Raw genomic sequence first — 24301 nt, forward strand, 5'->3', positions numbered from 1 at the left:
GGCCATGACGCGACTGGTCCACAAGGTCAAGGGGAAGCTGTCGATCCACGTCCGACGCCGGTCGGTCGCGCTGCTCGACGGTGGGTACGCCTCTGTCCACAAGGGACGGTCGATGGACTTCGACGACCTGCGCGAGTACGCGGTCGGTGACGACATCCGGGACATCGACTGGCGGGCCTCGGCCCGGCACGGCTCGATGCTCATCAAGCGCTACGTCGCCGAGCGCCACTTCTCCCTCGTCGTCATCATGCCCGCCGGCCGGGAGATGGCCGCCACGGCCGCCGGCGGGGAGCCCAAGCGCGACATCGCCGTGCTCGCCGCAGGGGTCCTCGGGTGGCTCGCCGTGCGCCACGGCGACGACGTCTCGATGATCAGCGGCGGGCCGGGGCGCATCCACGCCACCCGAGCGCGCAACTCGGAGGGGCACCTCGAGCACATCCTGCAGGAGACGATCGCCCTCTCCCAGCCGGACTCACCCCCTTCGGACCTGCCGGGACTGCTGCGGCACGTCAGCCGCAACGTCCGCGGGCGCAAGGTCCTGCTCATCATCGCCGACGACGGCGTCGAGCCCCGCGAGGTCGAGGACCTGCTGCGGAGCCTGCGGCTGCGCCATGAGGTCCTGTGGGTCGACGTCGCCGACCTCGACCCCCTCGGCGTCGCCGAGGACACCCTCGTGCGCGATGTCGCCGCCGACCACACGCTGCCCGACCTGCTGGCCACCGACCGCCTCCTGGCGGAGGAGTTCGGCCGGTCGGAGACCACCCGGAGGGCGGATGTCGAGACCATGCTGCGGCGGACCGACGTCTCCTCCGCGCGCGCCGGGCACACCGACGAGGTCGTGCCGATGATCGTGCGCATGCTCGAGAAGAGGCGCCGTGGACGCTGACCCGATCTACCTCGCCCCGCAGGACTACGCGATCACCTGGCCGCTCCTCGGCGGCTTCATCATCTTCGCCCTGATCATCTGGTGCGTCTGCATCTGGCTCTTCACGCGCACGCCGGACCCGCAGGAGCGTGGCGGCTCACTGCCGCCCTCCGCCCTGACCAAGCTGCGGCGGGACGCCCTGCGTCGGATCGACGAGATCGACTCGGCCGTCGGCGGCGGCAAGATCACCGCCCGTCGGGGTCACCACGAGCTGTCGAAGGTGGTGCGCGGCTTCGTCGCCAAGGCGAGCGGGCTGCGTGCCGACACCATGACCGCGCAGGACCTGCGTGAGCGCGGCCCGGCCCACCTCGCGCAGCTCATCGAGACCTTCTACCCCCGGCAGTTCGGGGCGGCCGAGGCCGACCGGCCGAGCTTCGAGGCGTCAGCGGGCGCGGCCCGCGAGGTCGTCGGGGGGTGGTCGTGATGGGTCTGACGTGGTGGTGGCTCACCCTGCTCATCGTCCTGGCCATCGGCGCCGTCGCGGCCCTCGGCTGGTGGTTCGCCGGGCGCGACACGGCGGCCCGCACGGCCGTCCTCGTCGCCCACACCCGCCGGCTCACCCGACTGCCCGCCTACCGTGCCGCCGTCGCCCGGCAGCGCACCCGGCTGCTCGGGATCGCCGCGATCATCGGCCTGACCGTCCTGCCCCTCGCGGTCGCCGCCGGGCGACCCGCGACGACCGAGACGATCGAGCCGGAGAAGAACAACCGCGACATCATGCTCTGCCTCGACGTCTCCGGGTCGATGATCCGGACCGACAAGGCGGTGCTCGAGGACTTCGCCGAGATCGTCAAGAGCTTCCGCGGCGAGCGCATCGGGCTCGTGCTGTGGAACAACCAGGCGGTCACCGCCTTCCCCCTCACCGACGACTACGAGCTCGTCGAGGAGCAGCTGACCGGCTACGCCGAGGGCTTCACGACCTTCGGCGGCGGGCAGTACAGCCCGACCGACGGCACCTTCAACGAGCGGATCATGGCCAGCTCGCAGGTCGGTGACGGTCTGGCGAGCTGCGTCTTCAACTTCGACCACCTCGACCAGGAGCGGCCGCGCGCGATCATCCTCGGTACGGACAACGAGGTGCACGGCGAGGGCGTCTACACCCTCGACGAGGCGGCCGACCTGGCGACCGAGCGCAAGATCCGCGTCTACGGGCTCAACCCCTACGACTTCGGCAGCAACCACCAGGAGCTCGTCACCGCGACGGAGAAGACCGGCGGGCGGACCTGGGGGCTCGACCAGCCCGGCGCGACCGCCGAGGTGACGAGCGACATCGAGGAGCTCGAGGCGGCCCGCCTGCCCGACAGCGCCCCGATCACCGTGCGCACCGACCTGCCCGCCGTGTGGGTGACCCTGGCGGTGTTCGGCCTGCTCGTCCTCTACCCCGTCCTGTGGAGGTGGCGCCGATGAGCTGGCATCCGCTCCTGCCCTGGCCGATCGTCGTGCTCCTCGGTCTGCTGCTCGTCGGCTTCACCGGCTGGCGCCTCGCCGCCGACTCGCGCCACCGGCTGCGGTGGGGCCTGCGGCTGGCGACAGCGCTCGCCATGGTCGTCGCCCTGCTCGGCCCGGCGACCACCGGCGGCATCGCGCGTCAGGCCGCCTCGGACGTCAACGTCTTCTTCGTCGTCGACACGACGACCTCGGCGATGGCCCGCGACCACGTCGACGGCGCGACCCGCCTCGACGGTTACCGCGACGACATCGCGAAGATCCAGGAGGAGATGCCCGGTGCCCGCTTCTCCATCATCACCTTCGACTACACGGCCCGCGTGACGATGCCGCTCACGACCGACACCCAGGCGCTGCGGACCGCGACGGACAACCTGCGCGCCGAGGACAGCCTCTACTCGGGCGGCTCCTCGGTGACCGAAGCCGATGAGCGCCTGCGCACCACCCTCGAGGGGGTCAAGGAGCGCCAGCCCGAGCGGGCCCGCATCGTCTTCTACCTCGGTGACGGCGAGCAGACCTCGTCCGAGCCGGGGACCCCCTTCGACGTGGCCGACCTCGTCGACGGTGGCGCCGTGCTCGGCTACGGCACCGAGGAGGGAGGCCGGATGGCGACGACGAATGCCGACGGCTCGACCGGTGACGACGTGACCGATGCCTCGGGCAACCCCGGGGTGAGCAAGATCGACGAGGCCAAGCTCGAGGAGATCGCCGAGCAGCTCGGGGTGCCCTACACCCACCGGGCCGGCGGCGACATCGGCCCGGCGCTCGAGGAGGCCGACCCCGGCACGACCGTCGACGGCGCCGGTACCGAGATCGAGACCTACACCTCGCTCGTGTGGGTCGCAGCGGTCATCGCGTGCGTGCTCCTCCTCGTCGACCTCTTCACCATGACCCGAGAGATCGGCCGACTGCGAAGGGTGGAGTCGTGATGGCGACCCTCGAGCCCCGGCTGCGCCGTCGGCGGCGCCTCGTCTGGGGCACCGTGCTGCCCGCGATCGTGCTCCTCGTGCTCGCCGCGCGCTTCCTCACCCTGCCCCTGCACATGGGCTCGGCCCAGGACGCGCACGCCGCGGGCGACGGGCCCGGCGTGGTCCGGGCCGCCGAGCGGCTGGGCATCCTCAACCTCGTCGAGCGGTGGCGTGCTCCCTTCGTCGAGGGGACGGGCAAGTCGATGTCCGGTGACCTCGAGGGGGGTCGGCGCGACCTCGAGCTGGCGCTCTCGCGCACCGGCAACCCGCAGGACGACTGCACCGTGCGGACCAACCTCGTCATCACGATCTCCCAGCAGGCCGACCAGGCCAACGAGGCCGGCGACGCCGACCAGGAGAAGGCCTTCGCCGAGGAGGCCCTGACGCTCATCGAGGAGGGCCCCGAGGGCTGCCTCGACGGGTCCGACGACGGCAACGAGGGCGAGGCCGGCGCCAAGCAGCAGGAGCAGAAGGACAAGCTTGAGGAGCAGACCGGCAAGAAGGAGCCCGAGGAGGAGCCGGAGGACCCCGAGGACACGAAGGACGACGAGTCCGAGGGTGAAGAGGGCGAGGAGGAGAAGGACCCGAAGCAGAAGGAGCTCGAGGAGCGCAACAAGACCGGTCAGGACGAGGCCGAGAGCGAGCGCCGCCAGGCAGAGGGTCAGGACGAGGGCAACTCCGGGGGCGTCGACAAGCCCTGGTGACGGGCGGGGGCGTCAGCGCTCGTCGAGCATGAGGTCGATCGTGTAGTCCTCGGCCCGGTAGGCGTGGTCGCCGAACTCGACCGCGGCGCCGGAGGCGTCGAAGGCCATCCGCGTCATCGTCAGCACGGGCTGGCCCGAGCGCAGGCCGAGGGCGCGGCGCTCGGCGGCCGTCGGCATCCGCGCGCCGATCGACTGGCGGGCGACGACGGGCCGGACCCCGCGACGGCGCAGGAGCGCGTAGAGACCCTGGGCCTCGAGGGCCTCACGGGTGATGTCCGCGTGGGCCGGCGGCAGCCAGTTGTGCATGATCGCCAGCGGCTGGTCGCCGGCCGAGCGCACCCGCACGAGCGAGAGCATCTCGGTCCCCGGCTCGAGGTCGAGCGCCGCAGCGGCCCGCTCGTCGGTGCCCATCTCGAGCTCGACGATCTCGGTGCGCGGCTGTCTCCCTTCGGCCTCGAGGTCGTCGAAGAGCGAGGACAGGCGCGCCTTGCGGTGCACCTTGCGGTTGGCGACCCGCGTGCCGAGGCCGCGGCGGCGCACGAGCAGGCCCTGGTCGACCATCTTCTGGATCGCGCGGCGCACCGTCGGCCGGGAGAGGGAGAGGCGGGTCGCGAGGGCCACCTCGTTTTCGAAGGGATCGCCCGGCTGGAGGCGTCCGTCGTCGACGGCGGCGGTCAGCTGCTCGGCGAGCTGGTGGTAGAGCGGCACCGGCGACTCGCGGTCGATGACCACCTCGAGCTGCTGCGCTGACATGCCGGGGAGCATACGCGCACGACGGCAGGACAGCCATACGTCAATATGTCCTGACAAACTATTGACAGGCGCGAAGGGAGTGGGCCAGAGTGTCCCGCATCACTCACGTGCCCCTCGCGCAAAGGAGCGTGCCGCGGATGCGGATCGGACTCGTCGGCCTGGGCCGCATCGGCGCCTTCCACGCCGAGACCCTCGTGGCCCTGCCGGCCGTGGAGACCCTCGTCGTCACCGACGCCCGGGCCGACGTCGTGGCCGAGGTCGCGGCCCGCCTCCGGGGGACCGGCGCCGCGGTCGAGACGTGCCGGCCCGAGGAACTGCTCGAGGCCGGCATCGACGGTCTCGTCGTCGCGACCGCGACCAACGGCCACGCGGAGTGGATCCGCCGCGGCATCGACGCCGGCGTGGCGACCTTCTGCGAGAAGCCGGTCGCCGGCGACCTCGACGAGATCATCGAGCTGGCCCGCCTCGACGCCGCGAGCGAGACCCCCGTGCACATCGGGCACCAGCGACGCTTCGACGCCGGCTTCGCCCGGGCACGTGATGCCGTCGCCTCCGGCGAGCTGGGCTTCGTCCACACGATCCGCGCCAACACGCACGACCAGGCACCGCCGCCAGCCGAGTTCATCCCTACCTCCGGCGGCATCTTCCGCGACTGCGGGGTCCACGACTTCGACGCGATCCGCTTCGTCACCGGCCACGAGATCGCCTCCGTCTACGCCGTCGGGGCCAACAAGGGCGCGGACTTCTTCGCCGCGGCCGGCGACGTCGACACCGGCGCCGCCGTGCTCACCCTCGACGACGACACGCTCGTCCTCATGTCGACGACCCGGTACAACGGCGGTGGCCACGACGTGCGCATGGAGGTCATGGGCGAGCGCGGCACGGTCACCGCCGGCCTGGACCACTCGCTCGCGATGGTCAGCGCCGAGCCGGACGTCGACTTCCCCCGCGGCCCGCAGGTGTGGTCCTTCATGGAGCGCTTCCAGCCCGCCTACCGGGCCGAGCTCACCGCCTTCTGCGAGGTGGCCGCCGGCCGCCTCGAGAGCCCGTGCACCATCGCCGACTCGCTCGAGGCCTTCCGCGTGGCGGAGGCCTGCGAGCTCTCGCGCGCCCAGCGCCGCCCGGTGGCCCTGACCGAGATCCGAGGACTGTGACCATGACCGACCCGACCGTGCGCCCCCCGATCACCGAGCGGATCGCCGCCGCCCCCATCTCGTGGGGGGTGTGCGAGGTCCTCGGCTGGGGGTGGCAGCATCAGCCGCAGACCGTGCTGACGCAGATGCGTGAGCTCGGCATCGCGGCGACCGAGTTCGGCCCCGACGGCTTCCTGCCGGACGACCCGCAGGCCAAGGCGGACACGCTCGCGCAGTACGGCCTGGCCGCGGTCGGCCAGTTCGTCCCCGTCGTCCTGCACGACCCGAGCATCGACCCCCTGCCGACCGTCGAGACGGCGATGGCCGGTCTCGTCGCGGCCCGGGCGACGACCGTGGTCATCGCCGCCGCGACCGGTGCGGAGGGCTACGACGCCCGTCCCGAGCTCGACGAAGGGGGGTGGGCCACCCTGGTCGCCAACCTCGACCGGATCTCGGATGCCGCTGCGGCACAGGGCCTCACGGCCACCCTGCACCCGCACGTCGGGACGATGGTCGAGTCCGGTGAGGAGACCGACCGCGTGCTCGCCGGCTCACGCATCGGGCTGTGCCTCGACACCGGCCACCTCCTCATCGGGGGTGGCGACCCCGTGCGCGTCGCCCGCGAACACCCCGAGCGGATCGCCCACATGCACCTCAAGGACGTCGACCTCGCCTGGGCCCGCAAGGTGCAGGAGGGCTCGGCAACCTACACCGAGGCCGTCGCCGCCGGCATGTACGTCGCCCTCGGCCGTGGCGACGTCGACGTCGCCGCGATCGTCGACTCGCTCGAAGGCGCCGGCTACGCGGGCTGGTACGTGCTCGAGCAGGACACGATCCTCGCCGGTGACCCGGCCGACCCGGCGACGCCGGCCGGTGCGGCAGACCCCGTCGCCGACGTGCGGGCCTCGGTCGACCACCTCGCCACCCTGGGGAGGCGGGGCTGATGCACGATCTCATCACCATGGGCCGGACCGGGGTGGACATCTACCCCCTGGACCACGGGGTGCCGCTCGAGGAGGTGCGGACCTTCGAGAAGTTCCTCGGTGGCTCCGCGACCAATGTCGCCGTCGCCGCCGCGCGGTACGGGCGCTCGACCGCGCTCATCACCAAGACCGGTGCCGACGCCTTCGGCCGGTACGTGCGGGCCGAGGCCGAGCGCCTCGGTGTCGCCGGTGACCACATCACCCCCATCGTCGGCGACGGCCCACCGACCCCGGTGACCTTCTGCGAGGTGCACCCGCCGGACGACTTCCCGCTGTACTTCTACCGGTGGCCGACGGCCCCCGACCTCATGCTCACCGACGCCGACCTGCCGCTGGAGCAGATCCGCTCCGCCCGCGTCTTCTGGACCACGGTGACCGGTCTGAGCGCCGAGCCCTCCCGCGCGGCCCACCACACCGCCTTCGCCGCCCGCGGCCGCGCCGAGCACACGGTGCTCGACCTCGACTACCGGCCGATGTTCTGGGCCGACCCGAGCGAGGCGACCCGCGAGGTCGGCCGAGCTCTGGAGCACGTGACGATCGCCGTCGGCAACCGCGAGGAGTGCGAGGTCGCGGTCGGCGAGACCGACCCGCAGCGCGCCGCCGACGCCCTCCTCGAGCGCGGCCTCGAGCTGGCGATCGTCAAGCAGGGGCCGAAGGGGGTGCTCGCCGCCACCGCCGACGAGCGGGTGGAGGTGCCCCCCTTCGACGTCGAGGTGGTCAACGGGCTGGGAGCGGGCGATGCCTTCGGCGGCGCCCTCGTCCACGGCCTCCTCGAGGGCTGGGAGCTGCGGCGCATCCTCGAGTTCGCCAACGTCGCGGGGGCGATCGTCGCCTCACGCCTGGAGTGCAGCACGGCCATGCCGACGACCGCCGAGGTCGAGGCCGGCCTGGCGCAGTGGGCGGCGAAGGGAGCGACGGCATGACGACGCAGCAGGCCCGCACCTCGGTCGCCGACCTGACGACGACCCGGGCCACCGACCCGGGTGCCATCACCCGCGGCTGGGCCGCCCGCGAGCGCCGCCCCCTGCTCGGTGGTGACGGCCGGATGCTCCTCGTCGCCGCCGACCACCCGGCCCGCGGCGCCCTCGGGGTGCGCGGTGACCGGCTGGCGATGGCTTCCCGCTCCGACCTGCTGCGCCGCCTGGCCACCGCGCTGTCCCGACCCGGCGTCGACGGCGTGCTCGGCACGCCCGACGTCCTCGACGACCTGCTGCTCATGGGCGCCCTCGAGGGCAAGGTCGCGATCGGCTCGATGAACCGCGGCGGGCTGCAGGGCTCCGCCTTCGAGCTCGACGACCGCTTCACCGGCCACACCGCCGCCGAGATCGTCGCCCGGGGCATCGACGGCGGCAAGATGCTCACCCGCATCGACCTCGACGACCCGGCGAGCGTCGCGACCCTCGAGGCCAGCGCACGCGCGGTTACCGAGCTCGCCGCGCACGGGACCATGGCGATGGTCGAGCCCTTCTGGTCCACCCGCCGCGACGGCAAGGTCGTCAACCTGCTCGACCCGGACTCGACGATCCACTCGATCACCGTCGCCTCGGGCCTCGGCGCGAGCAGCGCCCACACCTGGCTCAAGCTGCCCGTCGTCGACGAGCTCGAGCGGGTCATGGACAGCACGACCCTCCCGTCGCTCCTGCTCGGCGGTGACCCGCAGGGCGACCCCCGCGACGCCTACGCGGCCTGGGGACGCTCCCTGCAGATCCCGCAGGTCCGCGGGCTCGTCGTCGGCCGGGCCCTGCTCTACCCGCCGGACGGTGACGTCGCCGCCGCCGTCGACATCGCCGCCGACCTCGTCCACGGAGGTGCCGCATGAGCCACACCCCGCGCACCGGGGCAGACAACGACCGGTGGTACCTCCCCTTCGCGCCGAAGGGCGGTCCCTGGGCCGTCGAGATCACCGACGCCGTCGACGGCTGGCAGCACACCTCCCTGCGCATCGCGGTCCTCGAGCCCGGGCAGCAGGTCGGGCACACGCTCTGCGGGGAGGAGGGCGTCGTCGTGCCGCTCATGGGCGGCGCGACGGTGGCCGTGGCTGGTGAAGAGCACGTCCTGACCGGGCGGCCGAGCGTCTTCGCCGGGCCGACCGACACCCTCTACGCCCCCGCGGGCAGCGAGCTGACGATCACCAACCCCGGCAGCGCGCCCGCGCGGGTCGCCCTGTGCGGCGCCCGGGTCGAGGACTCGACCGGCGGCGGCCGTGAGGTCGTCCTCGTGCCCGCCGACCGGGTGCCCGTCGAGCTGCGGGGCGCCGGCATGTGCAGCCGCGAGGTCCGCGGCTTCGGCATGCCCGACACCCTGGTGGAGGCCGAGCAGATCCTCGCCTGCGAGGTCATCACCCCGGCCGGCGGCTGGAGCTCCTACCCGCCGCACAAGCACGACACCGACCGCCCCGGACAGGAGAGCGAGCTCGAGGAGATCTACTACTTCGAGACGCAGTCCGTCGGCGATGCCGCCGCCGGGCGCGCCCCGGTCACCCGCGGCACCGACCGCGAGGACGGCCGCCAGCCGGTCGGCTACCAGCAGGTCTACGGCGCCGAAGGGAGGCCCATCGACGTGCTCGTCGAGGTCACCACCGGCGACACCGTGCTCGTGCCCCACGGCTGGCACGGGCCCGCCATGGCCGCGCCCGACGCCGACCTCTACTACCTCAACGTCATGGCCGGCCCCGGGCCGGAGCGGGCCTGGCTCATCTGCGACGACCCGGCGCACGGCGCGATCCGGGAGAGCTGGGTCGGCGGCCAGGTCGACCCGCGGTTGCCGATCGGAGGCGGACGATGAGGGTCGCCACCATCACGGTCCCTGAGGAGCGAGGCCGTCTGCAGCTGAAGGTCCCCACGGTCCCTGAGGAGCGAGGCCGTCTGCGGCCGAAGGTGCCCACGGTCCCTGAGGAGCGAGGCCGTCTGCGGCCGAGCGTCTCGAAGGGACAGACCCTTCGAGACGGGCCCGGGGGGCCCTCCTCAGGGACCCTTCGAGACGGGCCCGGGGGGCCCTCCTCAGGGAGCGGTGGGGGTGGTCGCGGAGCGACCTCCTCAGGGAGCGGGCGGCGCGATGGTTCGGAGAGGTGGCAGCGATGACGACGGTCAGGCTCACGGTGGCGCAGGCGCTCGTGCGCTTCCTCGGGGCGCAGTGGAGCGAGCGGGACGGGGAGCGGCAGCGCCTCTTCGCCGGGGTGCTCGGCATCTTCGGCCACGGCAACGTCGCGGGCGTCGGGCAGGCGCTGCTCCAGGAGGAGCTCGCTGCCGGTGAGGGCGGGCCCGACCTGCCCTACGTCCTCGCCCGCAACGAGCAGGCCATGGTGCACACCTCGGTCGCCTACGCCAAGCAGCGTGACCGCCTGCAGACCTGGGCCTGCACCGCCTCGGTCGGCCCCGGCAGCACCAACATGCTGACCGGCGCCGCGCTCGCGACGATCAACCGGCTGCCGGTCCTGCTCCTGCCGAGCTCGACCTTCGCCACCCGCGCGGCGGGTCCGCTCCTCCAGGAGCTCGAGCAGCCGCACGGCGGTGACCTCACGGTCAACGACGCCTTCCGCCCGCTCTCGCGCTTCTACGACGAGGTGCGGCGCCCGGAGCAGCTGCCCGCGATCCTCCTCGCGGCGATGCGGGTGCTCACCGACCCCGCCGAGACCGGCGCCGTGACGATCTCGCTGCCGCAGGACGTCCAGGCCGAGGCCTACGACTGGCCGGTCGAGCTCTTCGCCGAGCGGACCCACCACGTCGCCCGGCCCCCGGCCGAGGCCCCCCGCATCGCGGCCGCCGCCGAGATCATCCGCTCCGCCGAGCGGCCGATGATCGTCGCCGGCGGCGGGGTCCACTACTCCGGCGCCGAGGACGCGCTCGCCGCGCTGTGCGAGGCGACCGGCATCCCCGTCGGGGAGACCCAGGCTGGCAAGGGATCGCTCCTGCACGGTCACCCGCAGCTCCTCGGAGCGGTCGGGTCGACCGGCACGACGGCAGCCAATGCCGTTGCGGCACAAGCGGATGTGGTCATCGGTATCGGCACCCGATACCAGGACTTCACGACCGCCAGCCGCACGGCCTTCGCCGCCGACGGGGTGCGTTTCGTCAACCTCAACATCACCCCCTTCGACGCGGTGAAGCACTCCGGTCTCACCGTCGTCGGCGACGCACGCGAGGCGATCACCGCGCTGACCGCCGCGCTCGACGGCTGGTCCGTCGACGACGACTACCGGCAGGAGCAGGCCGACCTGTGTGCCGACTGGGACGCGCAGGTCGAGGCGGCCCACCACCCTTCGTCGCAGATCACCGACGCGCTCGCCGACGGCCTGCTCACCCAGGGCGAGGTCCTCGGGCTCGTCAACGAGCTCTCCGACCCCCGCGACGTCGTGCTGTGTGCCGCCGGCTCCATGCCCGGCGACCTGCACAAGACCTGGCGGGTCCGCGACCGACGCGGCTACCACGTCGAGTACGGCTTCTCCTGCATGGGCTACGAGGTGCCGGCCTCGCTCGGCATCCGCTGGGCCGACCCGACCCGCGACGTCTTCGCGATGGTCGGCGACGGCGGCTACCTCATGATGCCGACCGAGCTCGTCACCGCGGTCCAGGAGCGGACCAAGGTCATCGTCGTCCTCGTGCAGAACCACGGCTTCCACTCCATCGGGTCGCTCTCCCAGTCCCTCGGCAGCCAGCGGTACGGCACGGCCTACCGGGGCCGCGGCGACGGGGGGCGCCTCGACGGCGACCGGCTGCCCGTCGACCTCGCCGCCAACGCGCGCTCGCTCGGCGCCCACGTCATCGAGGTGCACGACCGGGCCGGGCTCGAAGCCGCCATCCGCGAAGCCAAAGCAGCCCCGGCCGACGGCGGGCCCGTCGTCATCCACGTCGAGACCGACCCGATGGTCTTCGGGCCCGACTCCGGCTCGTGGTGGGACGTGCCCGTCGGCGAGGTGAGCGAGCTCGACAGCACCCGCGAGGCGCGAGCCACCTACGAGCAGCACAAGAGCCGACAACGTTCGCATCTCGACCCGGCGGAGATCCCGCGAGTCGACGACGCGAGCCCCCAGACTCACAACTGAAGAGAGGTGCCCGCCCGGGCACCGCACCCTTCCGCCGCAACGGAGCGACGGATGATGAGAAAGGCAGAACCCATGTCCCGTTTTTCACGCGTCAGCGTCGCCGCGACGTCGGCCATGGCCGCGCTCGCACTCGCCGCATGCTCCTCATCCGGGGGCAAGCAGACCGAGGAGGGCGGAGGCAGCGCGGGTGGTGTCGACACCCCCGAGATGACCGTCGCCTTCATCACCCACGCCGAGCCCGGTGACACCTTCTGGGACCAGGTGCGCGCCGGTGCCGAGGACGCCGCCAAGAAGAACAACGTCAAGCTCGAGTACACCGCCAACCCCGAGGGTGCCCAGCAGGCCAACCTCGTCCAGCAGGCGGTCGACAAGAAGGTCGACGGCATCGCCGTCACCCTCGCCAAGCCCGAGGCGATGAAGGGCAACGTCGAGAAGGCCGTCGGCGCCGACATCCCCGTCGTCGCGCTCAACGCCGGCATGAACGAGTGGAAGGACATGGGCGCCCTGTCCTTCTTCGGCCAGGACGACGAGCTCGCCGGCGAGGCCGCGGGCGAGCGCCTCACCGAGGAAAAGGCGGGCAAGACCCTCTGCGTCATCCAGGAGCAGGGCCACGTCGGGCTCGAGGCCCGCTGCAAGGGCGTCGCCGAGACCTTCGACAAGTCCGAGAAGATCTACGTCAAGGGCACCGACACCGCCAACGTGCAGTCGACGATCACCGCCAAGCTGCAGCAGGACAAGAGCATCACGCACGTGCTGACGCTCGGCGCCCCCTTCGCCCTCATCGCGCAGAAGTCGGTCAAGGAGGCCAGCAGCGAGGCCAAGGTCGCGACCTTCGACCTCAACGACGAGGCGCTCAAGCAGATCAAGGGCGGCGGCATCGAGTGGGCGGTCGACCAGCAGCCCTACGTCCAGGGCTACCAGGCCGTCGACTCGCTGTGGCTGCGCGTCAACAAGGGCGCCTCCGTCGGCGGCGGCGAGCCGAGCTTCACCGGGCCCGCCTTCGTCGACGACAAGAACGTCGACCTGCTGCTCGAGGACTGATCCGGGGATGACCGCACAGACCGCCGCACCCGAGGCGGACGACCGAGTCGTGGCGAAGGGGAGGGCCGGCCTCCTCTTCGCCCGGCCCGAGGTCGGAGCGCTCATCGGCGCCCTGGCCGTCATGGCCCTCTTCCTCGCCGTCGCCCCGTCCTTCCGCAGCCTGGGCAACACCGGCACGATCCTCTACGAGGCCTCCGCCATCGGCGTCATGGCCGTCGGCGTCTCGCTGCTCATGGTCGGAGGCGAGTTCGACCTGTCGACCGGTGTCGCGGCGACGGCATCGGGGATCTGCGCGGCCCTCACCGCATGGAACTTCGGGCTCAACGTCTGGGTCGGGGTGCTCGCGGCGCTGCTCTTCTCGCTGCTCGTCGGGGCATTCAACGGCTGGCTGCTCATGCGCACCGGACTGCCGAGCTTCCTCGTGACGCTCGGGACCTTCTTCGTGCTCCAGGGTGCCAACCTCGCCGTGACGCGGCTCGTCGGCGGCACCGTCTCGACGCCGACGATCTCCGACATGGACGGCTACGCCTCTGCGCAGCAGGTCTTCGCATGGAGCGTCTCCGTCGGTCCGGTGACCATCAAGTCGCTCGTCGTCTACTGGCTCGTCATGGTCGTGATCGGCTCGCTCGTGCTGCAGCGGACCCGGATCGGCAACTGGATCTTCGCCGTCGGCGGTGACGCCGCCGCCGCCCGCGCCGTGGGTGTCCCCGTCACGCGGGTCAAGATCGGGCTCTTCATGACCGTCGGCTTCTGCGCCTGGATGCTCGGCATGCACCTGCTGTTTTCGTACCAGGTGATGCAGTCCGGCGAGGGTGTCGGCCAGGAGTTCATCTACATCATCGCCGCGGTCGTCGGTGGCTGCCTGCTCACCGGTGGCTACGGGTCGGTCGTCGGCGCGGCCCTCGGCGCGCTGATCTTCGGCATGACCCGCATGGGCATCAACTACGCGGGCTGGAACGTCGACTGGTTCTTCACCTTCCTCGGCGTGATGCTCCTGCTCGCGACCCTCGTCAACCTCTACGTCAAGAAGAAGGCGGACGCACGATGAGCACCCAGACCACGCCGCGGCGCGCGGCCGACGTCGAGCCCCTCGTCGGCATGAAGGACGTCGGCAAGTCCTACGGCAACGTCAATGCGCTGCAGGGCGTCAATCTCGAGGTCTACCCCGGCGAGGTGACCTGCGTCCTCGGTGACAACGGTGCCGGCAAGTCGACGCTCATCAAGATCATGGCCGGGCTGCACGAGCACACCACGGGGACCTTCGAGGTCAACGGGGTGAGCCGCAGCCTCGCGTCGCCGCGTGCCGCGCAGGCGCTCGGCATCGCGACGGTCTACCAGGACCTCGCGCTGGCGCCGCTCATGTCGGTGTGGCGCAACTTCTTCATGGGCAACGAGCTGCGCAAGGGGCCCTTCCTCGACGCGGCCCGGATGAGGTCGATCGCCGACAAAGAGCTGCAGAAGATGGGCATCCACATCGGCGACCTCGACCGGCCGGTCGGTGGTCTGTCGGGTGGTCAGAAGCAGTGCATCGCCATCGCCCGCGCGATCTACTTCGGGGCCAAGGTCATCATCCTCGACGAGCCGACCGCGGCCCTGGGCGTCAAGCAGTCGGGCGTCGTGCTCAAGTACATCGCCAAGGCGCGCGACGCCGGTCTGGGAGTCGTCTTCATCACCCACAACCCGCACCACGCCTACCTCGTGGGCAACCACTTCCTCATCCTCAAGCTCGGCCGGCTCACCCTCGACGCCCACCGCGACGAGCTGACGCTCGACCAGCTGACGGCGGAGATGGCCGGCGGGCAGGAGCTCGACGCGCTCAAGCACGAGCTCGGTGACGTGGACCCCGGCAAGCGGGTGGACCCGGCCGACCCGGAGGTGCAGCTCGCCGGGCCCGGCAAGCCGCAGGTGCAGGAGGAGACGTCGCAGTGACGTCGAGTCCTGCCCTTCGAGACGCTGCGGCCGCAGGCGGCCTCGCTTCTCAGGGACCGGAGGGTGGCCGGGGCCGTCGCGCCGGGCTGCGCGTCGGGGTGGTCGGGGTCGGCACGATGGGCGCCGACCACGCGCGGCGGCTCGCGTCGCGGATCGTGGAGGCCCGCCTCTCCGCGGTCGCCGACCCCGACGTCGAGCGGGCCCAGGCGCTCGCCGACGAGCTCGGCGGGGTCGGCGGCCCGGTGCGGGTGCACGCCGACCCGCTCGACCTCATCGTCGACCCCGAGGTCGATGCGGTCGTCCTCGCCTCGCCGGGGTCGGTCCACGAGGAGCAGCTGCTCGCGTGCTTCGAGCGGGGCGTGCACGTGCTGTGCGAAAAGCCGCTGACGATGGACAGCGCCTCCTCGCTGCGCGTCATCGAGGCCGAGCGGGCGGTCGGCCGCCCGCTCGTCCAGGTCGGCTTCATGCGGCGCTTCGACCCCGAGTACACCCGGCTGCACGAGCTGCTCGGCTCCGGCCGGATGGGGCGCACGCTCCTGCTCCACCAGACCCACCGCAACCTGTCCGTGCCCAATCCCGACTTCCGCTCCGAGATGATCGTCCGCGACAGCCTCGTGCACGAGGTCGACTGCGCGCGCTGGCTGCTCGGCGAGGAGATCGTCTCGATCCAGGTCATCAGCCCGACCCCGACGCGGCACGCCCTCGACGGGGTGGTCGACCCGCAGGTCTCGATCTTCCGGATGGAGTCCGGGGCGGTGGTGACCAACGAGGTCTTCGTGAGCAGCCGCACCGGCTACGAGGTCCGTGTCGAGGCCGTCGGTGAGGACGGCAGCGCGATCATCGGCCGACCGTGGGGCGAGATGTACACGACGACCGTCGGTCCGCAGGGGGTCGACGGCGCCGCGGGCAGCTGGGGTGGCCCGATCGCGCCCGACTACCGCGTCCGTTTCGAGCGGGCCTACGACCTCGAGGTCCAAGCCTGGGTCGACGCCACCCTCCGTGGCGAGGTCGTCGGGGCCACGAGCCGCGACGGCTGGCTCTCGACGCTCGTCTGCTCCGCCGGGATGGAGTCCCTCGCGAGCGGACGACCGGTCGGCGTCGCCCTGCCCTGAGCCACCCCCCTTCGCCCGGATGAAGGGGGTACCGCTCACCCCGACCAGTTGTTAATATGTCAGGACAAAGTCACCGTTGCCCAAAGGAGGGCACAGATGAGCGCCAGCCCGACCGCGCCCGGTCGCATCACCCACCTCGTCGGTCACCAGTCGTGGCAGGGGGAGCCCGGCCGGACCAGCGAGGTCTACAACCCCGCGACCGGCGAGGTCACCGGGACCCTCGACCTCGCCAGCGCCGAGACCGTCGACGAGGTCGTGGCCAAGGCCAAGGCGGCGGCGCAGGAGTGGGGCCACATCTCGCTCGCCCGTCGCGTGCGGGCGCTCTTCGCCTTCCGTCAGCTGCTCGAGGAGCGGAAGGACGAGATCGCCAAGGCGATCACCGCCGAGCACGGCAAGACCTACGAGGACGCCAAGGGGGAGATCTCGCGCGGCCAGGAGGTCGTCGAGTTCGCCTGCGGCATCCCGCAGCTGCTCAAGGGTGGCTTCTCCGAAAACGTCTCGACGAGCATCGACGCCTACTCGATCCTCCAGCCGCTCGGGGTCGTCGCGATCATCTCGCCCTTCAACTTCCCGGCCATGGTGCCGCTGTGGTTCGTCCCCATCGCCGTCGCGACGGGCAACACCGTCGTCATCAAGCCGAGCGAGAAGGACCCGACCGCGGTCAACCTCATCGCCGACCTGTGGCGTGAGGCCGGAGTGCCGGACGGCGTGGTCAACGTCGTGCACGGCGACAAGGAGGCGGTCGACGCGCTGCTCGACCACACCGACGTCAAGGCGGTCTCCTTCGTCGGGTCGACGCCGATCGCGCGCTACGTCTACGAGCGCGGGGTCGCCGCCGGCAAGCGGGTCCAGGCGCTCGGCGGCGCGAAGAACCACATGCTCGTCCTGCCCGACGCCGACCTCGACCTGGCCGCCGACGCCGCGGTCAACGCCGGCTACGGGGCTGCGGGGGAGCGGTGCATGGCGATCTCGGTCGTGCTCGCGACCGACACGATCGCCGACGAGCTCGTCGCCAAGATCGCCGAGCGCACCCGCACCCTGCGCACCGGTGACGGCATGGGCGACTCCGACATGGGGCCGCTCGTCACCCGGGCGCACCTGGACAAGGTCACCGGCTACGTCGAGGAGGGCGTCGAGGCCGGCGCGGAGCTCGTCATCGACGGGCGCGAGGGTGCGGGCGACCTGGGTGGGGGCTTCTTCCTCAAGCCGACGCTCTTCGACCGGGTGACGCCGCAGATGTCGATCTACACGGACGAGATCTTCGGCCCGGTGCTCTCGGTCGTGCGGGTGGGCTCCTACGACGAGGGCCTGCAGCTGATCAACGACAACCCCTACGGCAACGGCACGACGATCTTCACCAACGACGGTGGGGCAGCGCGACGCTTCCAGCACGAGGTCGAGGTCGGGATGGTCGGCATCAACGTGCCGATCCCCACGCCGATGGCCTACTACTCCTTCGGTGGGTGGAAGAACAGCCTCTTCGGCGACACGCACGCCCACGGCATCGAGGGCGTGCACTTCTTCACCCGCACCAAGGCGGTCACCCAGCGCTGGCTCGACCCGAGCCACGGGGGCCTCAACCTCGGGTTCCCGCAAAACGACTGACGACGGCGCGGCGCGCCGACCGAGCGTCAGCGAGGGCGGGTGAGCGGCCTGGCTGGCAGCGTTATCGTCACCCGGCAGCGTTGGTGTCACCCGGTTGCCTCTCTCCGGGGGGCCAGGTGACACCAACGCCGTCAGGCTCGACCCCGTCCACCCTTCGACCGGGAGTTCGATCAGCCGATGTGCTCGTGCACGAAGGCGAGGGCGTCGTCGAGGACCTCTTCGCGGTTGGTCTCGTTGAAGATCTCGTGGCGGGCGCCGGGGTAGCGCTTCGACGGGGCGCCGTCGGGGGCGATGTGTGCCCAGCCCTCGTCGGAGCGGTCGATCGGGACGAGCTGGTCGTCGGCGCCGTGCAGCCAGATCGTCGGGACCTGCAGGCGCCCACCCGCAGTGATCGTCTCGAGGCAGGCGCGCAGCGCGAGGAGGGTGGGCCGCGTGAAGTCGCCGTGCCAGACGAGCTCGTCGGCCTCGTAGGCACGCCCGACGTCGGGGTCGCGGCTCAGGGTCGTGATGTCGATCGGCGTCGGCGGGATCTCGTCGAGGTCGGCCAGGGCGGTCGGCTCCCACGAGCCGAGCACCGGGCCGGAGAGCACCGTTGCCGTGAGCGTCTCGGGGTGGCGCTGGGTGTAGCGGGCGGCGATCATGCCGCCCATCGAGTGGCCGATGAGCACGAGCGGCAGGTCGGGGTGCTCTACGTGGGCACGCTGCACGAGCAGGTGCAGGTCGTCGACGACCCGCTCGAAGTCCTCGATCAGCACCCGCTCGCCCTCGCTGCGCCCGTGGCCGACGTGGTCGTGCCCGTAGACGACGGCGCCGTCGGCGGTGAGCCGCTCGGCCACCCACTGGTAGCGCCCGATGTGCTCGCCGTAGCCGTGCGCGATGACCGCGACCCACGTCGGGTCGCCGGGCGGGCTCCACTGCGAGCCGATGAGCAGGCCGGCGTGGCCCTGGGTGTCGATGTCCTCGGGCGGTATGGTGCTCACGGGGTCCTCCTGCGTGACGTCGGTGTCCGGCTCCAGTCTGTCAGCGCAGCCGGTCGAAGGGGGCGGATGTCCGGCCAGCGGCGAGCGATCCCGGAGCACACGGCACTCTCGTCGAGCGGTGACATGTCCTCGACGTCGCCGCGTGGCGCGCGCGTGACCGCCGTCGGACCCTGTGCGAAGGTCGGGTCATGAGCGAGAGCACGCGCGGGCCGGAGCGGATCGTCGTCGTCGGTGCCGGCGAATGCGGCACCCGGGCGGCGATGGCGCTGCGCGAGCGCGGCTTCACCGGCGCGATCACCCTGCTCGGCCGTGAAGACGTCATCGCCTACGAGCGCCCGCCCCTCTCCAAGGCGGCCCTGGCCGCCGACGACGCCGAGCTGGTCCACCCGTGGACGGCGGAGGCGCTGGCCGAGGCGGGGGTCGCCCTTCGTCTCGGGGTGGACGTCACCGGCATCGACCGCGAGGCGCGGACCGTCGAGACCACCGACGGGCCCGTGCCCTACGACCGGCTGCTGCTCGCGACCGGCGCTGGGCCGCGCCGGCTGGGCCTCGATCACGTGCACTACCTGCGCACCCACTCCGACGCCGCCACGCTGCGTGACCTCGTGAGCAGGGGCGGGCGGCTGCTCGTCATCGGTGCGGGCTTCATCGGCCTGGAGATCGCGGCGGGAGCCCGCGAACGGGGCATGGAGGTCGTCGTCGTCGAGGCCGCCGAGCGTGCCCTGGCCCGGATGGTCCCGCCGGTCGTCGCCGAGCGGGTCGTCGCGCTGCACGCGGCGCACGGGGTCGAGGTGCGCACGGGCACGACCGTCACCGCCGTGGAGCGGCACGAGGGAGGGTTGCGCGCCAGTCTCTCCACCGGCGAGAGCCTCGACGTGGACACGGTCGTCGCCGGTGTCGGAGCCGCCCCACACACCGAGATCGCCGCTGCGGCAGGGCTGCTCGTCGAGGACGGCATCGTCGTCGACGAGCAGCTGCGGACGAGCGACCCGCGGGTCTGGGCAGCGGGGGACTGCGCGGCCTTCCCCGACGCCCGCAGCGGTCACCGGGTGCGCGTCGAGTCCTGGCGCAGCGCCCACGACCAGGCGGTCACCGTCGCCGCGTCGATGACGGGTGGGCAGGAGCCGCACGTCGCCGTCCCCTGGTTTTGGTCCGACCAGTACGACCAGATGCTGCAGACCGCCGGCCTGCCGACGACCGCCGTCGACGAGGTCGTACGTCGCCGCGAGGACGGATCGCTGATCCACTTCGGTCTCGACGCCGGGGGGCGGCTCGTCGCAGCCACCTCGCTCGGCCGGGGCCCGGTCGTCGCCAAGGACATCCGCGTCGCCGAGCAGCTCATCGCGACGCACGCGACCCCCGACCCCGCGGCACTCGCGGACCCGGGGGTCGCCCTTCGCTCCCTGCGGTGACTCAGGGCTCCCTGCGGTGATTCAGGCGCCGCTGGCGGCGCGGATCTCGTCGATCGTCACGGGCCGGTGCTCGGCCAGCGACAGCGTCGCGGCCTCGGCCGCCCACGCGGTGCCCATGGCGTCGGCGACGGTGCACGGGTTGTCGACCTCGCCGGCCGCGACGCGGGTGAAGACGCCGAGCTCGATGCGGAAGGCCTCGGCGAGCCGGTCCATGAAGAACCCGTGGGCCGGGCCCGCGGGCCAGGTCGCGCCCGGCGTCGTCGAGCGAAGGGGGAGCCCCTCGTCGAGACCCGCGGCCACCGCGTCGGCCATGCCGTGGACCTCGAGCCGCACGTCGTAGCCGCGGCCGTTGGTGCGGGTGTTGGACACGACACCGATCGTGCCGTCGGAGAGGGTGAGCAGCGCCGAGACCGTCGAGTGGTCGCCGTGGGCGGCGTACATCTCGGCCGGGGCGTCGGGGTCGACCGCGCCGGTGGCGTAGACCTCGACGACCTCCTGGCCGGTCACCCAGCGCACCGCGTCGAGGTCGTGCACGGAGCAGTCGCGGAAGATGCCCCCGCTCACGGCGAGGTAGGCCGCCGGCGGCGGGGCGGGGTCTAGGGTCGTCGAGCGGACGGTCGTCACCCGGCCCAGCTCGCCGGATCGGACCGCGTCACGCGCGGCGACGAAGGCCGGGTCGAAACGGCGCGGGTACCCGATCTGGACCGGCACGTCGCTGCCGGCGACGGCTGCCTCGACGGCGAGCGACTCGGCGATCGTGCCGGCGACCGGCTTTTCGCAGAAGGTCGGGACTCCTTGCGCCACGGCCGCGCGGATGAGGTCGGCGTGCGCATTGGTGGCCGCCGCGATGACGACGCCGTCGACGCCCGAGGCGAGCAGCGCGTCGGGGTCGGCGACCGCCGTGGCGTTGCCGATCCGGCCGGTGACGGCCTCGACGGCCGCGGCGACCGGGTCGGTGACGACGAGCTCGTCGACGTGGTCGAGCCCGGCGAGGGTGTCGGCGTGGAAGGCGCCGATGCGCCCGAGGCCGATGAGTCCGATGCGCATCTCAGTCCTGCCCTCCGATGACCTGCTGGTCCCAGTCGATGACGGAGCCGGTGACGACCCCGCTGCGGTCCGAGAGCAGGAAGACGACCGCGTCCGCGATCTCGTCGACCTGCCCGAGCCTGCCCATGGGCAGGCGGGCGCCCGCCTGCTCCACCCAGTCGTCGCCGGCGTCGTGGAAGCGGCGCTGCGTCGCGTCCTCGCCCTCGGTCTGCGTCCACCCGATATTGAGCGCGTTGACCCGGATCCGGTCGAAGCGGTGGGCGTGGGCGACGTTCTTCGTCAGCCCGAGCAGGCCCGCCTTGGCCGCGACGTAGGGCGCGAGGTAGGGCTGGCCGCCCTGGGCGCTGATGCTCGCGATGTTGACGATCGTGACCGGCGCCGAGCGGGCGGTCATGTCGGCGATCGCGGCCTGCATGGTGAAGAAGGGGCCGCGCAGGTTGGTCGCGATGTGCGCGTCGAAGAGCTCGGGCGTCGTGTCGAGGACTGAGCCGCGGTCGGTGAGCCCGGCGCAGTTGACGAGGCAGTCGATGCGGCCGTGCCGCTCGATCGTGGCGGCGACGACCCCCTTCGCCTGCTCGGGGTCGGAGACGTCGCCGGTGACGGCGCTCGCACGCTCGCCCAGCTCGGCGGCCAGGGCGTCGCCCGGCTCGGGTCGGCGCCCCGAGACGACGACGGTCGCGCCCTCGCGGACGGCGGCGCGGGCGATCCCGGCGCCGACGCCGGACGTGCCTCCCGCCACGAGGACGACCTTGTCGGTGAGCAGCTGCTGCATCGGGCTCCTTCAGGAGGTGCGGCGGGCAGCGGCGTGCCCGGTGAGTCGGGTGGTGAGGTCGGCGGGTGTGGCGCCGTCGGCGAGAGCCTGCCGCACGATGTCGGCCTGCGAAGGGGGCGACATGCCGTCGACGGGCTGGTCCAGGTCGAGGTTGGTCGGGAAGGCGTAGCCCTCCGCGCTCGCGCTCACCGCGTGGTCGACGCCGACACCAGCAGCCGTGCGGGACAGAAGCGTCGGGTAGATCGCGGTGACGATGCGCTCGCGGTCGACGGCCTCCATGGCGCGGCCGAAGGCCGAGCTGATCTGCAGCAGGTTGGCCATCCGCCGCACGTCGCTCGTCGTGTTGGACCCGGCGGCGTGGAAGAGGGCGGGGTTGAAGAAGACGGCATCCCCCTTCGTCAGGGGCAGCTGCACGTGGTGCTCGCCGAAGTACTCCTGGAACTCGTCGAGCCAGTAGGCGAGGTAGCCGTGCGGGTACTTCTGCGAGTGCGGGAGGTAGAGCGTCGGCCCGGTCTCGACGGGCATGTCGCAGTGGGCGATCGCGCCCTGGAGGGTGAGCACGGGGGAGAGAGCGTGCACGTGCGCGGGGTAGCGCTCGGTGACCTCGGGAGAAGTGAAGCCGAGGTGGTAGTCGCGGTGCACGGTCTGCCCGACGCCGCCGGGGTTGACGACGTTGACCTGGCTGGTCACCTGGTAGCCGGGGCCGAGCCAGGCGCGGGCGGCCAGGGCCACGAGGTCGTCGCTGTAGTAGTCGACGAAGTCCTCGGGGTGGTCGACCGCGAGCTTCTCGAGCGCATTCCAGATGCGGTCGTTGACGCCGCCGGCGGCGAAGTGGTCGCCGACCTCGCCCCCCTTCGCACGCTCGGTGGTGATGATCGCCTCGAAGGCCGCGGAGACCCGGTCGACGACGGGGTGGGCCAGCGCGCCGGCCATGACGAAGATGCCGGGGCCGTCGGCGAGGACGTGCGCGAGCTCGAACTCGACTGCGGCACAACCCTCCTCGGTGGCGATGGCCGCTCGCAGGATGGCGGCGTCGTAGATCGGCACCTGCTGCTCGATGCGGTCGGTGAAGGTCAGCTGCGGGTCGGGCTGGGTCTCGAGGAGCTTCCGCAGGTCCTCGACCCGGCAGTCGGCCTGCCGCAGTCGTCCGGCGAAGGGGGTGGACGTCGGTGTCATGTGCTCCACCCTTCACTGTCCGGCCGGGTCGCGTCGAGGTCGAAGACCTCAAAAACCCCTCAGATGACCGACTCGTGGCCGACCTGCGCCTCGACGCGGTGCCGGTGGACGAGCAGCAGGTCGCCGCTGCGCGAGCGGCCTACCGCGACTACGGCAGGGGGTCAGGTCACGCGGCCGGGCTCAACTTCGGCGACTGCTTCGCCTATGCCCTGGCCGCCACGACCGGAGAGCCCGTGCTCTTCACGGGAGACGACTTCACCCACACGGACGTGGTGCCCGTGGTGTGACGCGGGCCCTCACACCACCGAGAAGTCGGCCATCATCATCCGGTCCTCGTGCTCGAGGTTGTGGCAGTGCAGGACGTAAGCGACCGCGATAGCCCTCGATCGGCACGAGCACCTCGGCGCGCGAGGTCGGGCTGACGTCGACGCCGCCCGCTACCGGCTGCGCATCCTCAACGCCTGCACCGATCGTCGACTCGAGCTGGCCCTCGACACCGGAGGCGACCTCGTCCAGGTCGGCACCGACCTCGGCCTGATGACCCGGCCACACCGAGCACTACGAGCAGATCGAGCCCGGCACGGCGCAGTGGCTGCACGACGCGATCGTCGCCAATGTCGCTCCCCACGCCGACTGAGGGCTGTGTGCACGCCGTCAGTGGCGGGCGGCCGCCGAGGCGAAGCCCAGCCAGGTGTGCCGGTTGCCCGCCCAGCACCAGCCGACCTTGGGCGCGCCCTTGCGCTCACGCCCGTCGCGGCCGGTGCCGTTGCTGATCCAGATGGCGGGCGTGCGGGCGTCCAGGCCCTTGGCCTTCGGCTTGCGGGAGGCGATCGTCATGAAGCACCGGTTGCGCTCGAGCCGCTCCGGCTCCTGCAGCAGCCAGCTGATGCCCTCGCTCACCGTGAGCGGGTGGCGGCCGCGCTCGCGGATCGCCGGCAGCGCCTCGTCGGGTGACCAGCCCGCCATCTCGTCACCGCGCTCGATGTCGGTGATCCAGTAGAGCGGTGCATCGGGCACGACCTCGTCGGGCCGCGGCACGAAGTCGGCCAGGTCGGTCATGTCCGTCACGACGAACCCGGGCTGGTCCCCCTTCGTCAGCAGCGGGGCGAGGTCTGCCGCCGGGACGAGCGAAGGGGAGACCACGAGCACGCCGTCGCCCTCCGGGGCGTCGGGGACAAGGTCGGCGAAGGCGGTGGCGGTGAGGCCGGCGAGGTCGTGGACCCCGAGGGCGATGAGGCGGGCGGTCTCGGCGGCGGCATCGGCAGTCATCGGTG

At 72.1% G+C, this 24301-nt stretch carries 25 protein-coding genes; 18 read left to right on the plus strand and 7 right to left on the minus strand.

The genetic code is table 11. The features are described 5' to 3' along the window. Positions 1 to 4: 4 nt before the first annotated feature. From CWN80_RS06560 to CWN80_RS06580, 5 genes are read left to right on the plus strand one after another with little or no spacing between them, the layout of a single operon-like run. A complete protein-coding gene (locus tag CWN80_RS06560) occupies positions 5 to 886 on the plus strand; it encodes a DUF58 domain-containing protein (RefSeq protein WP_007925802.1) in 882 nt (293 codons plus the stop codon). Further along, positions 876 to 1349 carry a hypothetical protein gene (locus CWN80_RS06565; protein ID WP_007925800.1) on the plus strand — a complete coding sequence of 158 codons (474 nt, stop codon included), beginning with the start codon at positions 876 to 878 and terminating at the stop codon, positions 1347 to 1349. Before CWN80_RS06560 ends, CWN80_RS06565 begins: the two co-directional genes overlap by 11 nt. Continuing rightward, entirely contained in the window at positions 1349 to 2332 is a 984-nt protein-coding gene (locus CWN80_RS06570; RefSeq protein ID WP_040880857.1) for a VWA domain-containing protein, read from the plus strand. Before CWN80_RS06565 ends, CWN80_RS06570 begins: the two co-directional genes overlap by 1 nt. Then, positions 2329 to 3300 carry a vWA domain-containing protein gene (locus CWN80_RS06575; RefSeq protein ID WP_007925796.1) on the plus strand — a complete coding sequence of 324 codons (972 nt, stop codon included), beginning with the start codon at positions 2329 to 2331 and terminating at the stop codon, positions 3298 to 3300. The genes CWN80_RS06570 and CWN80_RS06575 overlap by 4 nt, the downstream gene beginning before the upstream one ends. After that, positions 3300 to 4043 carry a hypothetical protein gene (locus CWN80_RS06580; RefSeq protein WP_007925794.1) on the plus strand — a complete coding sequence of 248 codons (744 nt, stop codon included), beginning with the start codon at positions 3300 to 3302 and terminating at the stop codon, positions 4041 to 4043. Before CWN80_RS06575 ends, CWN80_RS06580 begins: the two co-directional genes overlap by 1 nt. A 12-nt stretch (positions 4044 to 4055) precedes the next feature. On the opposite strand, the gene CWN80_RS06585 is transcribed toward CWN80_RS06580, so the two are convergent. Next, the gene (locus CWN80_RS06585; RefSeq protein ID WP_040880854.1) at positions 4056 to 4796 is read right to left on the minus strand and encodes a GntR family transcriptional regulator; all 741 of its coding nucleotides are present in this window, start codon (positions 4794 to 4796) and stop codon (positions 4056 to 4058) included. Positions 4797 to 4933: 137 nt separating this feature from the next. Here CWN80_RS06585 and CWN80_RS06590 point away from each other — a divergent pair, with 137 nt between their 5' ends. From CWN80_RS06590 to CWN80_RS06640, 11 genes are all read left to right on the plus strand, one after another. Continuing rightward, positions 4934 to 5950, plus strand: coding sequence for a Gfo/Idh/MocA family protein (locus CWN80_RS06590; protein WP_007925790.1), 1017 nt, complete (start codon positions 4934 to 4936; stop codon positions 5948 to 5950). 2 nt (positions 5951 to 5952) lie between these two features. Further along, positions 5953 to 6873 (plus strand): TIM barrel protein, encoded by a 921-nt coding sequence (locus tag CWN80_RS06595; protein WP_083853643.1) that lies wholly within the window; start codon positions 5953 to 5955, stop codon positions 6871 to 6873. Beyond that, positions 6873 to 7835, plus strand: a complete 963-nt coding sequence (gene iolC, locus CWN80_RS06600; protein WP_007925786.1) for a 5-dehydro-2-deoxygluconokinase — start codon at positions 6873 to 6875, stop codon at positions 7833 to 7835. The genes CWN80_RS06595 and iolC overlap by 1 nt, the downstream gene beginning before the upstream one ends. Then, entirely contained in the window at positions 7832 to 8731 is a 900-nt protein-coding gene (locus tag CWN80_RS06605) for a Cgl0159 family (beta/alpha)8-fold protein (RefSeq protein WP_040880852.1), read from the plus strand. Before iolC ends, CWN80_RS06605 begins: the two co-directional genes overlap by 4 nt. Beyond that, a complete protein-coding gene (gene iolB / locus CWN80_RS06610) occupies positions 8728 to 9696 on the plus strand; it encodes a 5-deoxy-glucuronate isomerase (RefSeq protein WP_007925784.1) in 969 nt (322 codons plus the stop codon). The genes CWN80_RS06605 and iolB overlap by 4 nt, the downstream gene beginning before the upstream one ends. Positions 9697 to 9988: 292 nt before the next feature. Beyond that, the gene (gene iolD, locus CWN80_RS06615; RefSeq protein WP_128277046.1) at positions 9989 to 11953 is read left to right on the plus strand and encodes a 3D-(3,5/4)-trihydroxycyclohexane-1,2-dione acylhydrolase (decyclizing); all 1965 of its coding nucleotides are present in this window, start codon (positions 9989 to 9991) and stop codon (positions 11951 to 11953) included. Positions 11954 to 12025: 72 nt separating this feature from the next. Beyond that, positions 12026 to 12994, plus strand: coding sequence for a substrate-binding domain-containing protein (locus CWN80_RS06620; protein ID WP_040880840.1), 969 nt, complete (start codon positions 12026 to 12028; stop codon positions 12992 to 12994). A 7-nt stretch (positions 12995 to 13001) separates the two neighbouring features. Further along, positions 13002 to 14042 (plus strand): ABC transporter permease, encoded by a 1041-nt coding sequence (locus CWN80_RS06625; RefSeq protein ID WP_007925780.1) that lies wholly within the window; start codon positions 13002 to 13004, stop codon positions 14040 to 14042. Then, a complete protein-coding gene (locus CWN80_RS06630; RefSeq protein ID WP_128277047.1) occupies positions 14039 to 14923 on the plus strand; it encodes an ATP-binding cassette domain-containing protein in 885 nt (294 codons plus the stop codon). Before CWN80_RS06625 ends, CWN80_RS06630 begins: the two co-directional genes overlap by 4 nt. A 98-nt stretch (positions 14924 to 15021) precedes the next feature. Continuing rightward, positions 15022 to 16035 (plus strand): Gfo/Idh/MocA family protein, encoded by a 1014-nt coding sequence (locus CWN80_RS06635; protein ID WP_007925778.1) that lies wholly within the window; start codon positions 15022 to 15024, stop codon positions 16033 to 16035. 96 nt (positions 16036 to 16131) lie between these two features. Next, positions 16132 to 17640, plus strand: coding sequence for a CoA-acylating methylmalonate-semialdehyde dehydrogenase (locus tag CWN80_RS06640; protein ID WP_007925777.1), 1509 nt, complete (start codon positions 16132 to 16134; stop codon positions 17638 to 17640). A 170-nt stretch (positions 17641 to 17810) separates the two neighbouring features. On the opposite strand, the gene CWN80_RS06645 is transcribed toward CWN80_RS06640, so the two are convergent. Next, positions 17811 to 18620, minus strand: coding sequence for an alpha/beta hydrolase (locus tag CWN80_RS06645; RefSeq protein WP_007925775.1), 810 nt, complete (start codon positions 18618 to 18620; stop codon positions 17811 to 17813). Between the two features lie 188 nt (positions 18621 to 18808). On the opposite strand from CWN80_RS06645, the gene CWN80_RS06650 reads away from it, so the two are divergent. Further along, on the plus strand, positions 18809 to 20032 hold the full coding sequence (locus CWN80_RS06650; RefSeq protein WP_007925773.1) for an NAD(P)/FAD-dependent oxidoreductase: 1224 nt from the start codon (positions 18809 to 18811) through the stop codon (positions 20030 to 20032). A 21-nt stretch (positions 20033 to 20053) separates the two neighbouring features. Here CWN80_RS06650 and CWN80_RS06655 read toward each other — a convergent pair whose 3' ends face one another. From CWN80_RS06655 to CWN80_RS06665, 3 genes are read right to left on the minus strand one after another with little or no spacing between them, the layout of a single operon-like run. After that, complete coding sequence (locus CWN80_RS06655; protein ID WP_007925771.1) at positions 20054 to 21079, minus strand: Gfo/Idh/MocA family protein; 1026 nt, start codon at positions 21077 to 21079, stop codon at positions 20054 to 20056. 1 nt (position 21080) lies between these two features. Continuing rightward, positions 21081 to 21851, minus strand: a complete 771-nt coding sequence (locus CWN80_RS06660; protein WP_007925770.1) for an SDR family oxidoreductase — start codon at positions 21849 to 21851, stop codon at positions 21081 to 21083. Positions 21852 to 21860: 9 nt separating this feature from the next. Beyond that, positions 21861 to 23027: a phytanoyl-CoA dioxygenase family protein gene (locus tag CWN80_RS06665; protein WP_128277048.1), complete on the minus strand. Its 1167-nt coding sequence runs from the start codon at positions 23025 to 23027 to the stop codon at positions 21861 to 21863. A 74-nt stretch (positions 23028 to 23101) separates the two neighbouring features. On the opposite strand from CWN80_RS06665, the gene CWN80_RS15800 reads away from it, so the two are divergent. Beyond that, positions 23102 to 23314 (plus strand): type II toxin-antitoxin system VapC family toxin, encoded by a 213-nt coding sequence (locus CWN80_RS15800; protein WP_007925768.1) that lies wholly within the window; start codon positions 23102 to 23104, stop codon positions 23312 to 23314. Positions 23315 to 23323: 9 nt separating this feature from the next. On the opposite strand, the gene CWN80_RS16085 is transcribed toward CWN80_RS15800, so the two are convergent. Then, complete coding sequence (locus CWN80_RS16085; RefSeq protein WP_202865229.1) at positions 23324 to 23404, minus strand: multicopper oxidase domain-containing protein; 81 nt, start codon at positions 23402 to 23404, stop codon at positions 23324 to 23326. Positions 23405 to 23681: 277 nt separating this feature from the next. After that, entirely contained in the window at positions 23682 to 24296 is a 615-nt protein-coding gene (locus tag CWN80_RS06680) for a DUF5701 family protein (RefSeq protein WP_007925767.1), read from the minus strand. Positions 24297 to 24301: the final 5 nt, after the last annotated feature.

Origin of the sequence: Janibacter hoylei PVAS-1 (assembly GCF_004025845.1) — a bacterium.
In the GTDB taxonomy this organism is placed as follows: Bacteria; Actinomycetota; Actinomycetes; order Actinomycetales; family Dermatophilaceae; genus Janibacter; species Janibacter hoylei.

Coding starts and splice junctions, on each gene's coding strand:
- CWN80_RS06560 (WP_007925802.1), top strand. CDS start 5: ATGACGCGACTGGTCCACAAGGTCAAGGGGAAGCTGTCGATCCACGTC.
- CWN80_RS06570 (WP_040880857.1), top strand. CDS start 1,349: ATGGGTCTGACGTGGTGGTGGCTCACCCTGCTCATCGTCCTGGCCATC.
- CWN80_RS06575 (WP_007925796.1), top strand. CDS start 2,329: ATGAGCTGGCATCCGCTCCTGCCCTGGCCGATCGTCGTGCTCCTCGGT.
- CWN80_RS06580 (WP_007925794.1), top strand. CDS start 3,300: ATGGCGACCCTCGAGCCCCGGCTGCGCCGTCGGCGGCGCCTCGTCTGG.
- CWN80_RS06585 (WP_040880854.1), bottom strand. CDS start 4,796: ATGTCAGCGCAGCAGCTCGAGGTGGTCATCGACCGCGAGTCGCCGGTG.
- CWN80_RS06590 (WP_007925790.1), top strand. CDS start 4,934: ATGCGGATCGGACTCGTCGGCCTGGGCCGCATCGGCGCCTTCCACGCC.
- CWN80_RS06595 (WP_083853643.1), top strand. CDS start 5,953: ATGACCGACCCGACCGTGCGCCCCCCGATCACCGAGCGGATCGCCGCC.
- iolC (WP_007925786.1), top strand. CDS start 6,873: ATGCACGATCTCATCACCATGGGCCGGACCGGGGTGGACATCTACCCC.
- CWN80_RS06605 (WP_040880852.1), top strand. CDS start 7,832: ATGACGACGCAGCAGGCCCGCACCTCGGTCGCCGACCTGACGACGACC.
- iolB (WP_007925784.1), top strand. CDS start 8,728: ATGAGCCACACCCCGCGCACCGGGGCAGACAACGACCGGTGGTACCTC.
- iolD (WP_128277046.1), top strand. CDS start 9,989: ATGACGACGGTCAGGCTCACGGTGGCGCAGGCGCTCGTGCGCTTCCTC.
- CWN80_RS06620 (WP_040880840.1), top strand. CDS start 12,026: ATGTCCCGTTTTTCACGCGTCAGCGTCGCCGCGACGTCGGCCATGGCC.
- CWN80_RS06625 (WP_007925780.1), top strand. CDS start 13,002: ATGACCGCACAGACCGCCGCACCCGAGGCGGACGACCGAGTCGTGGCG.
- CWN80_RS06630 (WP_128277047.1), top strand. CDS start 14,039: ATGAGCACCCAGACCACGCCGCGGCGCGCGGCCGACGTCGAGCCCCTC.
- CWN80_RS06640 (WP_007925777.1), top strand. CDS start 16,132: ATGAGCGCCAGCCCGACCGCGCCCGGTCGCATCACCCACCTCGTCGGT.
- CWN80_RS06650 (WP_007925773.1), top strand. CDS start 18,809: ATGAGCGAGAGCACGCGCGGGCCGGAGCGGATCGTCGTCGTCGGTGCC.
- CWN80_RS06655 (WP_007925771.1), bottom strand. CDS start 21,079: ATGCGCATCGGACTCATCGGCCTCGGGCGCATCGGCGCCTTCCACGCC.
- CWN80_RS06660 (WP_007925770.1), bottom strand. CDS start 21,851: ATGCAGCAGCTGCTCACCGACAAGGTCGTCCTCGTGGCGGGAGGCACG.
- CWN80_RS06665 (WP_128277048.1), bottom strand. CDS start 23,027: ATGACACCGACGTCCACCCCCTTCGCCGGACGACTGCGGCAGGCCGAC.
- CWN80_RS06680 (WP_007925767.1), bottom strand. CDS start 24,296: ATGACTGCCGATGCCGCCGCCGAGACCGCCCGCCTCATCGCCCTCGGG.